Below are 13,341 nucleotides of genomic sequence, written 5' to 3'. Positions count from 1 at the left end.
TCTTTGTAAAAATTACATCGGTATGATTACTGCAAAAAATATTCATAAATTCTACGATACTTTAGAAGTTTTAAAAGGAGTTGATTTACACATTGCTAAAGGCGAAATTGTTTCCATTGTTGGTGCTTCTGGTGCAGGAAAAACCACTTTGTTACAAATACTTGGAACATTGGATAATCCTTCAAAAAACAATAAAACTTTACTTGAAATAAATGGTGAAAACATTTTGAATATGAAAGACAAAGAGCTTTCTAAATTTAGAAATTTGCATTTGGGATTTATCTTTCAGTTTCATCAATTATTACCTGAATTTACAGCTTTAGAAAATGTTTGTATTCCTGCTTTTATTGCTGGAAAAGAAAAAGCAGAAACAGAAGTTGAAGCCAAAAGATTATTAGAATATCTTGGACTTTCTCATAGAATTGAACATAAACCTAGCGAACTTTCGGGTGGTGAGCAACAGCGTGTTGCCGTTGCTCGCGCTTTAATCAACAAACCGTTAGTCATTTTTGCCGATGAACCTTCGGGAAATTTAGATACGCATTCGGCGGAAAATTTACATGAATTGTTTTTTAAACTTCGTGATGAATTCAACCAAACCTTTGTAATTGTTACCCATAACGAAGAATTGGCAAACATGGCAGATCGAAAATTGGTTATGGTTGATGGATTGATTACCTAAAATATGAATGCATCAGAACTCAAAGAATTTCTAGACGAAAAAGTCATTTTATATAACAATCCCAACTTTATTGAAACCGATCCTATTCAAATTCCGCATCGGTTTGAAACCAAAGAAGATATTGAGATTGCTGCATTTTTAACCGCAACTATTGCTTGGGGAAATCGGAAAATGATTATCAACAATGCTTCAAAAATGATGACATTGATGGGAAATTCGCCTTATGATTTTGTGATGAACCATAACGAACATCAACTTGAAGAATTGAACGGTTTTGTACATCGAACATTTAATTCTGTTGATTTTCAAACGTTTATCATTGGGTTAAAAAATATTTATACAAATCACAATGGTTTAGAAGCTGTTTTTGCTTCAACAGAAAAAACCATGCAAGAAAATATCAGCGAGTTCAAGCGATTGTTTTTTGAAATTCCACATAGCAATCGAACAACCAAACATATTTCGGATCCATTGCAAGGTTCGGCTGCCAAACGAATTAACATGTTTCTCCGTTGGATGGTTCGTCAGGATAATTGTGGCGTTGATTTTGGTATTTGGAAAAGTATTTCACCATCAAAATTATCTTGTCCGTTAGACGTTCATTCGGGAAATGTGGCCAGAAAATTAAACTTGTTAACCCGAAAGCAAAATGATGCGAAAGCATTATCAGAATTAGACACTAACCTAAAATCATTAGACCAAAACGATCCTGTAAAATATGATTTTGCTTTATTTGGATTGGGTGTTTTTGAAGGATTTTAAAAAACCGTATTCCAATTCTTTTCAACCATTTCTTGTAATTCTTCCACAGAAATAGTTTTACACAAAGCCGCTTTTTGATAAACTTCTTCCAAGGTTTCTTCTATAGTATCGGTTTCGAGAAAGAATTTATCGTTTGGTATGGATTTAAAAACGGTTTCCATTTCTTTATTACGAAGTAAATATTTCCCAAACGAAAGATAAAATCCGTTATCGATTAGTTGCTTGGCGAGTTGTTCACTTTTAGAAAAACCATGAATAACAATTGGAACTGAAACTTTTAAGTGTTTTTTTATTTCAATCAATTCATCAAAAGCAGCAACCAGATGCAATACCAATGGTTTTTGATACTTTTCGGCTAAAGCGATTTGTTTCTCAAAAACTTCGATTTGCAAATCCATTGGAACTTCAATTCGTTTATCTAAACCACATTCGCCAAGTGCTAAACATTCAGAAAGTTGTAACTTCTCCTCTATTATTTTTAAATCCGTTGCTAATCGAGTTTCATTAATATACCAAGGATGAATACCAACTGAATAGTTTGAAATAGTTTCGTCAAATTCCCACGGATATTGATTAACCAGTTCAAAAACATCTGGATTGTTGATGAATTTATGTGTATGTAAATTGTAGAATTTCATTAGTCGTGGAATTTTTTAACTCCGGCTTTTATGGCAATTGGCAAATCGTTTTCCATTGGAACAATTGGGCATGAATATTTGTAGTTATAAGCACAATAGGGATTGTAAGCTTTGTTGAAATCAATCGTCCATTCGAGTTCTTTTTGGATGCGACAATCAATATATCGTCCGCCAATATAAGTTTCTTCGCCATTTGTCGTATCTGAAAACGGCAAGAAGAGATAATCTTCATAACCTTCTTTTTTAATCAAATCCAAATTTTGATATACGCTCAACTTGTATTCGTTTCCTTCAAAAGTAAAATGTAACTCGCCATATTTTTTATAAACAGGAAGTCGCGCTGTTGTGGTTTTCATTTCAAAAGGCTTTTCTTTTCGCGTTCGAATGAATTTCGCTTTAATGATGAATTCATCCGATATAGGAAAAAAATCCAAATGGGTAAACGTTTTAAAATCTTCTTCCGTCAACGGACTTTTCTCTTTATCGGCGTAACTTTTATTGAGTTCATCCTGAAACTCCTGAGCTGTTTGAGTAGCATTTTCCTGCGCAAAAAACAACGAACTTGCAAAAATGAATACGATTGAAAAAAATGATTTCATAAAAAAGTATTTTCAACAAAAATAGTTCAAAAGTCCTAAAGTTAACACAACAAAGTGAACTAGAACTTTGTAAATTTGCTGTATCAATCAATCATCATGCTGCAAACTGCTCTTCAACGCTACATCAATAACTTCAAAGGTTTTTCAAGAGAAATCTGGATATTGACCATCATCACGTTTATCAATCGTGCTGGAACAATGGTTTTACCATTTTTGTCCAAATATTTAAACGAAGATTTACATTTTTCCTATAGTCAAGTAGGTTGGATTATGGTGTGTTTTGGCGCAGGTTCGCTTCTTGGTTCATGGCTTGGTGGAAAACTGACCGATAAAATTGGGTTCTATCGTATTATGATTTTTAGTTTGCTTTTTAGCGGATTAGGAATGTTTACACTTGTTTTCATCAAAAGTTTTACGGGTTTATGTATTGGTATGTTTATTTTAATGAGTATTGCCGATATGTTTCGACCAGCAATGTTTGTTTCGCTTGGCGCGTATGCCAAACCTGAAAACCGAACTCGAGCGTTGACTTTAGTACGATTGGCCATCAATCTAGGATTTGCCGCTGGACCAGCAATGGGCGGATTAATCATTATGGGAATTGGCTACGAAGGATTGTTTTGGGTTGACGGAACTTCGTGTATTGTAGCTATTTTGGTATTTTGGCTTTTGGTAAAAGAAAAGAAAAAATCAAAGTTTCAAGACAAAGAACATCCTGGCGAAGTATTGACGACTTCCGTTTTTAAAGACAAACCGTTTTGGTTTTTTCTCAGTATGTGTTTGATAACCGGAATATTATTTTTCCAACTCTTTAACACCATTCCGTTGTATCACAAGAAACAATTTAGTTTAACCGAATTCCAAACCGGCTTATTATTAACCATGAACGGAATAATGATTTTCTTCCTCGAAATGCCGATTGTAAGCTATGTTGAACGAAAAAGTATTAATAAAATCAAAGTGGTAACCTTAGGTTGTTTTTTGATGGCAATTAGTTTCTTTTTGTTACTTGTTTCAGGGTTTACCTCTGTTTTAGTGATGATGATGATTGTAATGACTTTTGCCGAAATGTTTGCTTTTCCTTTCTCTAATTCTGTGGCATTAAGTCGCGCACCAAAAGGTCACGAAGGTCGATACATGGCAATTTATACGATGAGTTTTAGTTTGGCTCATATTTTTAGTCCAATGATTGGAATGGAAATGATTGATAAATTTAGTTTCTCATCCAACTGGATTTTAATGGGAAGCTTTGGATTAATTGGAACAATTTTAGGAATTATAACCTATCAATTAGTTCAAAAAGAAAGACTTAAAAAACAACTCTCTTAAAAAATAGTTAAATAACTATAAAAATAGTTGTGTAACTAAAAATATAGTTATACGTTTGTTCTGTCCAATTGGAAGAAATATAAAAAACGAAATGACTATGCAAAAGTTAACAAACAAAGAAGAAGAGATTATGCAAATTTTATGGAAGCTAAAAAAAGCTTTTGTAAAAGAAGTGTTAGCCGAAATCACCGAAGATCAACCTCATTACAATACACTTTCTACCATCATCCGAAACTTAGAAGAAAAAGGATTTGTTGGACACAATGCCTTTGGAAATACACATCAGTACTTTCCAATTGTTCAAATGGAAGATTACAGAAAACGTTTTATGAATACCGCTATCGAAAACTATTTTGATAGTTCGTATAAAAACCTTGTTTCCTTTTTTGCCGAAGAAGAAAAGATTTCGGCTGACGAACTAAGAGAAATTTTAGCTATCATAGAGAAGAAAGACGATAGATAAAGGATGTTACACATTCTGAATTCTAAATTCTAAATTCTCAATTTTTAATTAACAAACTATGGAAACCATTTTCATTTACTTATTAAAATCCAGCGGATTGATTGCTATGTTTTATTTGGCGTATCATTTTTTGCTTAGAAAAGAAACTTTTTTCGATAGCAATCGATGGTTTTTATTATCAGGATTGATAACTTCTCTCCTATTGCCGTTATATTTTATTAAGAAAGTGGTTTATGTAGAACGACCTAAATATACCATGGAAGATTTGATTGCTTTTTCCAATCAAAATCCAGTAGCAATAAAAGAAGTTTCGGCTGTTGAAGCATTCGATTGGATGCAATTGGTTTGTGTTAGTTATATCATCATCGCTTCGTTTTTAGTGATCAAAATCATCTTGAGTTTTATCTCGCTTTATCGAATGCTTTTTCAACAGCAAATTATTAAAAAAGAACATTTTAAACTAGTTAATCTAAACCAAAACATCGCTCCTTTTTCGTTCTTTAATTACATAGTTATTAATCCTGATTTATATACAAACGAAGAACTGCAAAGTATTTTATTACACGAAAAAATCCATAGCCAAGAAAAACATTCCATCGATGTTTTAGTAGCCAAATTGTTTTGTGTTGTGTTTTGGTTCAATCCCTTTGTTTGGTTGTACAAAAAAGCCATTTTGCAAAACCTAGAATACATTGCCGACCAAAAAGCGATGCAACAAATGGAAGACAAAAAATCGTATCAACGCGCTTTATTGAAAGTAGTTACTAATCAAAACTGCTTGTCCATTACTAATAATTTTTATCAATCATTAATCAAAAAACGAATCGTTATGTTAAACAAAAATCAATCACGCAAAAGAAATTCATTAAAGTATGCACTCATCATTCCTGCTTTAATTGGTTTTATCTTACTGTTTCAAATTCAAACCATTGCGCAAGTAAAGGGAAATGATTATTCTAAATTGCAAGCACCTAACAACTCTAAAAACGGTATCAAAATTGACAAAAATACTACAGACACCGAAATGAAAATTGAAGCCGAAAGATTAAAAAATGTTACTGGTGCAATTGTGAAATTCTCTAAAGTTAAAAGAAATTCAAATGGTGAAATTACAGCTATCAAAATTGACTGTAAAAGTAAAGATGGTAACAAAAGTAGTTCTCACATCAACAGTAGTGAGCCAATCACACCAATTTTGGTTTACCTAACTAAAAATGCGATCGAAATTAAAACACAAAGCACTACTAGCTCAAGTTCTCGTTTAGTACAATTGGACCGCTCTGAAGAAAATGATAACAACAGCCAAGGTGATAACGAAAATGAAACTTATGCTTATTCATATAATTACGAATATGATGCTGATTTTCCCGTTCCACCTGTTGCTCCAGTTCCGCCAGTTGCACCCATAATTAAGGTAAATGTAGGCACTTTTCCAAACATGCCAACTGCTCCAACTCCACCAAGCGGAACACCATTAAACAATGAAAAAGAATGGAAGAAGTTTGAGAAACAAATAGAAGAGTTTGAAAAGAAAATGGAAGCCATAGAACCACAAATTGAGGCATATGCTGAAAAAATGACTAATATTGACGAACAGATGCAACCTTTTGAAAAAGAAATGGAAGCTTTTGAAAAAAAGATGGAAGCATTTGAAAGAGAAATGGAAATCTATGTCTTAAAACTAGAAGCCAAAATGATGGAAAAAAAAGAAAAAACTAAAGCTAAAAAATAAGCCAAACGTTAAATTTTTGTAAACACTATTTCATAAATTATGACAACTTTTTAAGTTTGAATATAAAATAAAGCAATAATTTTAAAACGTTAGAATATGAAAAACAAATTGAAATTAGCCTTAGCCTTAGTGCTTACCTCTATTTTTAGTTTTGCGCAAACCAGTAGTAAATCGTTTACTTGGGATAAAAAACCTTCCAAAGAAAATGTATTCATGACATGGAATGCAACCACGCCAGAGCAAGAAATGAAAGACGACATCAAAGCCTTGGCAGAATATGGCGTAACCATCAAATATGCTAATGTGAAGCGTAATGACAAAAACCAAATCACCGCTATCGACGTTTCCTACGAAGATAAAAACGGAAGCAAAGGTTCACTGAGTTACAAGAACAACAAACCTATTGCAACGATTAAATTCTACAAACAAGACGACGAAGTAGGTTTTGGAAATCCATCCAATTCATTTGAAGATGTAATGGCATTTAGCGATTTTGGAAATGGCGAAGCGTTCAAGCAATTTAACTTCAATTTTGACAACGATAGCATTCCGTCGTTTAATTTTTCTACGCCGGGAAAAAAATCGATTACAACCAAAAAAAGAAGTATCTACAAAAAAGACGGTAAAAAACCATTGATTATAGAAAATGGTCAAGTTGTTGAAGGTGGCGATGATTATACTGCTGATGAATTAGAAAAAATCAAAGAAGAATTTGGAACCAATGAAGATGATGAAATCAGTATTTTCTCTGACTTTAATTTTAATGAGCAAAAAGATTTGTCTAAGCAAATAGAGAAAATGCAAGAACAAATCAATAAGCTTATGGAGAAAAACGGTTTAAGTGAAGAAAAAGTAATAGAACCAAACAAAGAAGTTGAGAAAGCTAAATCCATACTCAAAGTCAAAAAAGCGTAACACTTACCACTTTATATTAAAAAGCCGCTAATTTTATTAGCGGCTTTTTTTTCAACTTGTTTCAACTTTAAAATCAACCTCAATTTCAATTCCAAAAATCCTATAGTAGTTAAGCCTTTCACTCTTTTCCCTATATTTGCCGAATGTATAAACTACTGGCAAAACTCAATAAACTGCTTCTTCCTAGCTTTACTAAGCAAGGATTGGATGTTTCTAAAGCTAAGAAATGGCAATTGACTGTTATTGCTTGGCGGTATTATATTACTTCTAGGGCTTTGGATTAAGTTGGAATATAGAATTTAGAGGTTTGGAGTTGGAAGTTGGAAGTTTAACTTGATTTTTGAAGTTGACTTTTGAAGTTGATATTGAGAATGTTAATTTATATAGAGTAATTTATATTTAAAATTTTAAATTTTATATCTAATTTTATTTGCATCATTAACAATATTCTCTATATTTGCACCCACAAAAAAGGCCTCGTGGCGCAACTGAATAGCGCATCTGATTACGGCTCAGAAGGTTACTGGTTTGAATCCAGTCGAGGTCACTCAATGGGACAAGTCTGTTTTTTTTTAGACTTGTCCCACTTTTTTTATTACACCGTAAGACTTATTGATTCTAGCAATTTCATTGAAAATAGGATTTATATCCGCGGTTCGAACTTTTTTATTTTCAAAGTGGATTTTATTTGGAAATATCGAACCAACTAATAGCTATTTATCTTTTATATCAGCATAAGTGAATTGTTGACTAATGTTTCTATTTTATTTATGGCTTTCCTGATATAAATCAAAAATACCTTTTTCGTCTGTAGCCCTATTTTGTCTCTCCTTGAATTCCGTAATTATATTTTCATATCGTGTTTTGGTTGTTTGGTAATCGCTTTTAGCAATCTCACCATCCAACATACATGTCTTGTAATCTTTCCAATTTCTACTCAAGTTTTTTTATTTGTTCAAATTGCTTTAGTCCGATTTTATTTGCTTACCTTTTTTTTTCAATGGACAGTCTAAAATTTTAAATTAAAAAAAAGTAATGGGGTTTTAAAAACCCCATTACTTTTTCTACTTATACAGCTTATATTATTGTTTTGTTTAACTATTATCTGACCACTTTTTTAACTACTGTAACATCATCTTTTGAAGTTATCTGAATTAATAACATTTCATTGGCTAAACCAACACTTATTGTGGTTTGAGACGCATTAACATTTCTATGCTCTTGAAGCAATCGGCCTCTTACATCAAATACTTTTACATTGGCTATAATAACATTTCCTGAATTAATAACAAAGTCATTTATTTCGTTTTTGTAAATGATAACTTGATTGCTATTGAATATTTGGTCGTCAACAGCTAACTGAGATTGATACACCACTTCAAATCGGTTATTAAAAGTACCAGCATCTGATGTGAAAGTATAGGCGCCAGCAGTCAAATTATGCACTACAGCGTTCAAATTATCTCGTAAAAATATTTCTTGCCCTGTAATAAATAATCCATCAACATGATCAATAGCTATAGTATAAATTCCTGCAGTAGTAACTTTATATTTCATTGGAACAACATCAGTGGCATCAAACGGCAATGGTCTTCCTTGAATAACATAATCTTCGCCAGCAATAGTGGTTGTGAGCGAAATAGGACCGTCATTAAAAAATCTACTATCAGTATCATCTAAGCCAAGTTCAGAGTTGGAAAAGTATCCCACTACCGATTGTGAAAATCCGGCAGTAGCACCTGTCATATTCAACCAAATTCTGTTCGCTTCTATAGTTGTTAAAGAGTTTTCAGGTGTTCTAAAAAATTGATTAGCATTATTCCCAATTCTTTGCCCATTGTTAAAAGCTATGGTAGTTGCTCCAACTTTTGCACGTACAAAAAAACCTTGACCTGTTTGTATAACTCCTGCAGGATTTTCTGTATATGCCTGACCATTATCTCCATAAGTACTCGTTGCAGTGTTCCAAGTACAATAAGAAGGACTAGCAGCATTGTTAGTTTTTCTCCAAAAATATAAAGTAGTCTCAATATTATCACTATTATCTGATGCAAATTGCGAAATACTTATGGGTGAGGGATAAGGATTTCCCACGGCATTGTATCGATCGCCTTGATTTATAATAGAAACATTTTGAGTACCATTATTAGGTACACCAGTAAATTGACCATTCCAAACAGCCGCAACTGTTGGGTGATTCCATGGCAAACGTATTAAATATCCTTTTCCAGTTGCAAAAGGAATGTTCGATGTATCTGTGCCATTAACATTATTTCCATCTAAGCCTGAAAGAGTAAAACCTAAATCATTGCTGTAAACACCAGTTGTAGCTGGTGAAGTGATAATTGGATTGTATTCATAAAAACGAATATTTGGAACTACAGACGTAAATGGTGAAAAAGCGTACAATCCTTGTCCAGCAACTGGCGATGACCACAACGTATAATCAAAACGGATTAAAGGATTGGAATTTCGTTTTACAATTGTTGAACCAGAACCTGTATTTGCCACATTATTTGTTTGTAATAAGTTAGCATTATTTTCAATGGTCAATATACCATTATTAGCAATCACATCTGTAACGGTTAGATTGAATGTTGGGTTTACTTTTAATGTTGTTCCTGTATCTAATATTAAACTACTGATTGTGACATTTGAATTAATTTCAGGATAAGCTCCTGCCGAACTAATCCTAACTTCTGTTGTTGTTAAAGGAACACCACAAGTCCAATTTTCTGGTGTTGTCCATGATGTTGTAGTTCCAATCCAATTAGTATTAACAGTCATTAATATGCTATTTGATGTCGCAGGTGAACCAGTTGGACATGTTGCATTTGATGTCAGCTCAACCGTTACCGCATCATTATTTGCCAATGTGGTAGTCGTATAGGTTGCGCTGTTTGTACCAACATTTACGCCATTTAACTTCCACTGATAGGATGGTGAAACTCCACCATTGGTTGGTGTAGCTGTGAAAGTTATACTTGTGCCAGAACAAATAATATTATCCGCATCACTAGAAGCTATGGTTACACTAACGACATTACTAGCTGTTACCGTTACCGCACCAGACAAATTACTGATTACAGTTCCACAACTGCTATTCGTAACCTGACAATAATAATAGAGTGTGCCTACTGATGCTGTAGATGGTGTATAAGAATTTGTTTGTGCTCCGTTTCCACTGCCCAAATTGGTAACGCCTGTTGTGCCCGCCGCATTAGTAGCACTAAACCATTGATAAGAAGTAGCTCCCGATGCAGTTAAACTCAAAGCTATAGCAGAGGTATTCTGACAAACGCTTTGTATATCTGTAGAAGGATGCGCAGTGATGACAGGATTGCTAATAGAAAGACTATTGAAAAATAAGTCATAGTTGGAGCCATTACCCGAACCGCCATTGTAAAAACGAATTTGTGCAGGCACTTGTCCACCACTTTGTGTAGTGAAGGTTCTACCTGTAAGAGATACTGTTGTACCTCCTTTACCGGTTATATAAATAGCATAAGTATTGGCTCCGGTATAGGCAATTGATACATCCAAACCACCGGCTGTATATCCAACTCCTGATGAATTTGCGCCGGCGTTGTCACTGATCATATAATTTGATCCGCCGCCTGTAAAGTAAAAGCCCATTAAATTTTCTCCGCTTGCATTTTGCAGATTAAAGCCAACACTATATGAATTATCAATCCAGTTATTATCCATTGAGAAGCTGATTGTATTTCCAATGGACATTGATGCAGTACGCACAGCATTAGCAACAGAACCATTATTTGCAAATAACCCCCAAGAACGGGATCCTCCGTTATTGATGTCTGAAGATCCGGTAAAAAATCCTGCAGTACCGCTTGTTGATAATGTCCATGCTCCAAATCCGGTTGTATTATCATTTTGGGAATTTGACCAACTACTGTTGTAAGTTGAAAGAGACGCATTACTTACATATCCTGCCGATGGAACAGTTAATGTAAGCACATTTGAATTTGCAGTACACGTCCCGTTTGTAAGCACAGCCCGATAATAGTTGGTAACAATGAGATTGGGGGTTGTATAACTAGTTGAAGTTGCCCCGCTGATGTTACTCCAACTTGAATTATCCTCTGATCTTTGCCATTGAATCGTTCCTGTATGCCCCGTTAAACTTAAACCCGTACTTGAATTTAAGCAGAGAGAAGTAAATGTCGCAGACGCCGTACCCCCTACTGCTGGCGCATTGAAAGTAACTGCTCCCGAAACATTGCTTCTGGCAGTAGATCCGCAAGAACCTGTTACTACGCAATAGTAATATAATGTGCCCGCAGACGCACTTGTTGGGGTATATGTTGCTGTTTGCGCACCATTATTACTGCCCAGACTGGTAACACCCGTAGTTCCTCCAGCGTCAGTAGCGCTAAACCATTGATAAGAAGATGCGCCTATTGCTGTTACAGACAAATCTGTACCACTACCGTTACAAGTGCTTTGAGAACCAGTAGAAGGATGAGCCGTTATGATTGGACGACTTATGGTCAGACTATTAAAATACACATTAACACCAGAACCTCCTGCACCGGCATTGAAAAAACGAATAATTCCAGGCACACGACCTCCTGGAGGATTAGAAAAAGTTCTACCTGACATAGTTGTCGTAGAACCATTTCTGGGAGTGATGCTTATATCATAAGTGGTAGTAGAAACATAAGTAATAGTAATATTCAAGCCATTTGTTGTATAAGGGACACCCGTTGAAATATTTGAACCGGCATTATCAGCGATTTCATAGATAGATTGACCACCACGAAAATAAAACTCCATAATACTATTTCCACTGCTATTTTGCAGACTAATACCAACGGAGCTACCCGTATTTACACCCATATTGTCCATTGAGAAACTAAGCACATTGCCTACATTCATAGTAACCGTTCGAGTAGCATTGGAGAAGTTAGACGCAGGATTGGTCCCGTTGGCGAACATACCCCAGGCGTTAGTTCCTCCATTAAGAATATCGTTTCCACTACCAGAACCGGCAGCAAAGTGTCCTCCTCCGCCTCCACTAGATAAAGTCCATGCACCTAATCCCGATGTGTTATCATTTTGATTGTTTGTCCAAGTACCCTGACCAACACTGACCGCTGCAGATGCACAATAAGAATATGTTAAAACAACTTTACCTACACCACCAGCTCCCCCTGAATTACCAGAAGTAGAACTCCATCTAAAACCACCTCCTCCTCCTCCTCCTCCAGCGTTACCGGGAATACCATTATTAGAGCTATTTCTCCCACCAACACCTGCAACACCATCCGTAACTGCCGTTCCAGCAGTGATACCACTTGCATTACCCCCATCAGCACTTGTGCCAGCACTTGCGCCACCAGCACCACTATTCCCGACTGCAGCAGAACTATTATTAAAGGCACCTAATCCAGAACTTCCAGAGCCGCCATAATAAGAAATACCTACATCAAATCCAATATTTCCTGATGATTTTTTTGCACCCCCAGCCCCATTGTGAGTACCATTTGTAATTCCTCCTCCTTTCCCTCCATTTCCTCCAACGGCAACTATTGTCGAAGATGTTTCAAACCAAGAAGCTCCACCCTCACCTCCATCTCCACCAGCAGTAGAACTATTTCCTGCAGAACCTGCAGAACCAGCGGAACCAACATTTATCGAATATACAGTTCCTGGTATGACGGTGTAAGTTGTTCTTTTTACATAACCGCCTCCTGCACCACCACCTCCTCTACTGTGATTTGACGTTGCAGGGCCACCATTACCACCACCACCACCGCCACCGCCCCAGCATTCAACAGTAACTGAGGTTACATCAGCGGGACATCTCCAAGTATAAGAACCCGCGGTGGTATAAGTTTGAACAACCTGCCCCCACGCATTCCCGTTAGTAAATAAAAATACCAATGCCATCAATGGCATCAGCATCCATCGCTTATGAATGCTCTTGGCATTATCTGTTATTTTTTCTGTAAAATAATTTTTGTATGTAGCACTTGGTAATGAGTTACTGCATAAAGAGCCAAATAATAATGTATTATTTTTCATAAGCTGTGGTATTTTGGTTAGTTAAATTAATTTCAATAGGTTCTCATTTTATAATCATGTAGGCTTTTGATAATTAAATATTTAATAAATCGATATAGGGACATTAAAAATTATTGTTTTTATTTTATATAATAATTCGCAAACGTTTTTGTGTTAATAACTTTTATCGTTTC

General features: G+C 35.1%; 11 protein-coding genes and 1 tRNA gene. 8 read left to right on the top strand and 4 right to left on the bottom strand.

What is annotated here, in order from left to right:
- The first annotated feature begins 22 nt into the window (after window positions 1-22).
- Entirely contained in the window at window positions 23-682 is a 660-nt protein-coding gene (locus IAI56_RS02330; RefSeq protein WP_187656332.1) for an ABC transporter ATP-binding protein, read from the top strand.
- A 3-nt stretch (window positions 683-685) separates the two neighbouring features.
- Window positions 686-1,444: a TIGR02757 family protein gene (locus tag IAI56_RS02325; RefSeq protein WP_187656331.1), complete on the top strand. Its 759-nt coding sequence runs from the start codon at window positions 686-688 to the stop codon at window positions 1,442-1,444.
- Here the strand turns inward: IAI56_RS02325 and IAI56_RS02320 are convergent.
- Both IAI56_RS02320 and IAI56_RS02315 read right to left on the bottom strand, forming a co-directional pair.
- Complete coding sequence (locus IAI56_RS02320) at window positions 1,441-2,082, bottom strand: TatD family hydrolase (RefSeq protein ID WP_187656330.1); 642 nt, start codon at window positions 2,080-2,082, stop codon at window positions 1,441-1,443. The genes IAI56_RS02325 and IAI56_RS02320 overlap by 4 nt on opposite strands.
- The gene (locus tag IAI56_RS02315) at window positions 2,082-2,681 is read right to left on the bottom strand and encodes a DUF1684 domain-containing protein (RefSeq protein WP_187656329.1); all 600 of its coding nucleotides are present in this window, start codon (window positions 2,679-2,681) and stop codon (window positions 2,082-2,084) included. Before IAI56_RS02315 ends, IAI56_RS02320 begins: the two co-directional genes overlap by 1 nt.
- Window positions 2,682-2,777: 96 nt before the next feature.
- Here IAI56_RS02315 and IAI56_RS02310 point away from each other — a divergent pair, with 96 nt between their 5' ends.
- The 6 genes from IAI56_RS02310 (at window position 2,778) to IAI56_RS02290 (ending at window position 7,667) form a co-directional block, all read left to right on the top strand.
- Window positions 2,778-4,010 (top strand): MDR family MFS transporter, encoded by a 1,233-nt coding sequence (locus tag IAI56_RS02310; RefSeq protein ID WP_187656328.1) that lies wholly within the window; start codon window positions 2,778-2,780, stop codon window positions 4,008-4,010.
- Window positions 4,011-4,107: 97 nt separating this feature from the next.
- Entirely contained in the window at window positions 4,108-4,473 is a 366-nt protein-coding gene (locus tag IAI56_RS02305; RefSeq protein ID WP_169522486.1) for a BlaI/MecI/CopY family transcriptional regulator, read from the top strand.
- 58 nt (window positions 4,474-4,531) lie between these two features.
- A complete protein-coding gene (locus IAI56_RS02300; protein WP_187656327.1) occupies window positions 4,532-6,205 on the top strand; it encodes a M56 family metallopeptidase in 1,674 nt (557 codons plus the stop codon).
- Window positions 6,206-6,301: 96 nt separating this feature from the next.
- Window positions 6,302-7,120 carry an aspartyl-phosphate phosphatase Spo0E family protein gene (locus IAI56_RS02295; RefSeq protein WP_187656326.1) on the top strand — a complete coding sequence of 273 codons (819 nt, stop codon included), beginning with the start codon at window positions 6,302-6,304 and terminating at the stop codon, window positions 7,118-7,120.
- Between the two features lie 143 nt (window positions 7,121-7,263).
- Window positions 7,264-7,404 carry an SsrA-binding protein gene (locus tag IAI56_RS16205; RefSeq protein ID WP_239106973.1) on the top strand — a complete coding sequence of 47 codons (141 nt, stop codon included), beginning with the start codon at window positions 7,264-7,266 and terminating at the stop codon, window positions 7,402-7,404.
- A gap of 189 nt (window positions 7,405-7,593) precedes the next feature.
- Window positions 7,594-7,667: transfer RNA gene (locus tag IAI56_RS02290), tRNA-Arg, on the top strand.
- A gap of 217 nt (window positions 7,668-7,884) precedes the next feature.
- On the opposite strand, the gene IAI56_RS02285 is transcribed toward IAI56_RS02290, so the two are convergent.
- Both IAI56_RS02285 and IAI56_RS02280 read right to left on the bottom strand, forming a co-directional pair.
- Window positions 7,885-8,061 carry a hypothetical protein gene (locus tag IAI56_RS02285; protein ID WP_187656325.1) on the bottom strand — a complete coding sequence of 59 codons (177 nt, stop codon included), beginning with the start codon at window positions 8,059-8,061 and terminating at the stop codon, window positions 7,885-7,887.
- A 160-nt stretch (window positions 8,062-8,221) separates the two neighbouring features.
- Window positions 8,222-13,168, bottom strand: coding sequence for a glycine-rich domain-containing protein (locus IAI56_RS02280; protein WP_187656324.1), 4,947 nt, complete (start codon window positions 13,166-13,168; stop codon window positions 8,222-8,224).
- Window positions 13,169-13,341 lie beyond the last annotated feature (173 nt).

The sequence above is a fragment of the Flavobacterium macrobrachii genome, assembly GCF_014486675.1.
GTDB lineage: Bacteria > Bacteroidota > Bacteroidia > Flavobacteriales > Flavobacteriaceae > Flavobacterium > Flavobacterium macrobrachii.
The sequence above is the reverse complement of the archived record's forward strand: the minus strand, read 5'-3'. Positions and strand labels throughout refer to the sequence as shown.

What these genes read in the sequence shown, in the direction of transcription:
- IAI56_RS02315 (WP_187656329.1), bottom strand. Translation starts at nt 2,681, where the DNA reads ATGAAATCATTTTTTTCAATCGTATTCATTTTTGCAAGTTCGTTGTTT.
- IAI56_RS02310 (WP_187656328.1), top strand. Translation starts at nt 2,778, where the DNA reads ATGCTGCAAACTGCTCTTCAACGCTACATCAATAACTTCAAAGGTTTT.
- IAI56_RS02300 (WP_187656327.1), top strand. Translation starts at nt 4,532, where the DNA reads ATGGAAACCATTTTCATTTACTTATTAAAATCCAGCGGATTGATTGCT.
- IAI56_RS02295 (WP_187656326.1), top strand. Translation starts at nt 6,302, where the DNA reads ATGAAAAACAAATTGAAATTAGCCTTAGCCTTAGTGCTTACCTCTATT.
- IAI56_RS02305 (WP_169522486.1), top strand. Translation starts at nt 4,108, where the DNA reads ATGCAAAAGTTAACAAACAAAGAAGAAGAGATTATGCAAATTTTATGG.
- IAI56_RS02330 (WP_187656332.1), top strand. Translation starts at nt 23, where the DNA reads ATGATTACTGCAAAAAATATTCATAAATTCTACGATACTTTAGAAGTT.
- IAI56_RS16205 (WP_239106973.1), top strand. Translation starts at nt 7,264, where the DNA reads ATGTATAAACTACTGGCAAAACTCAATAAACTGCTTCTTCCTAGCTTT.
- IAI56_RS02320 (WP_187656330.1), bottom strand. Translation starts at nt 2,082, where the DNA reads ATGAAATTCTACAATTTACATACACATAAATTCATCAACAATCCAGAT.
- IAI56_RS02325 (WP_187656331.1), top strand. Translation starts at nt 686, where the DNA reads ATGAATGCATCAGAACTCAAAGAATTTCTAGACGAAAAAGTCATTTTA.
- IAI56_RS02280 (WP_187656324.1), bottom strand. Translation starts at nt 13,168, where the DNA reads ATGAAAAATAATACATTATTATTTGGCTCTTTATGCAGTAACTCATTA.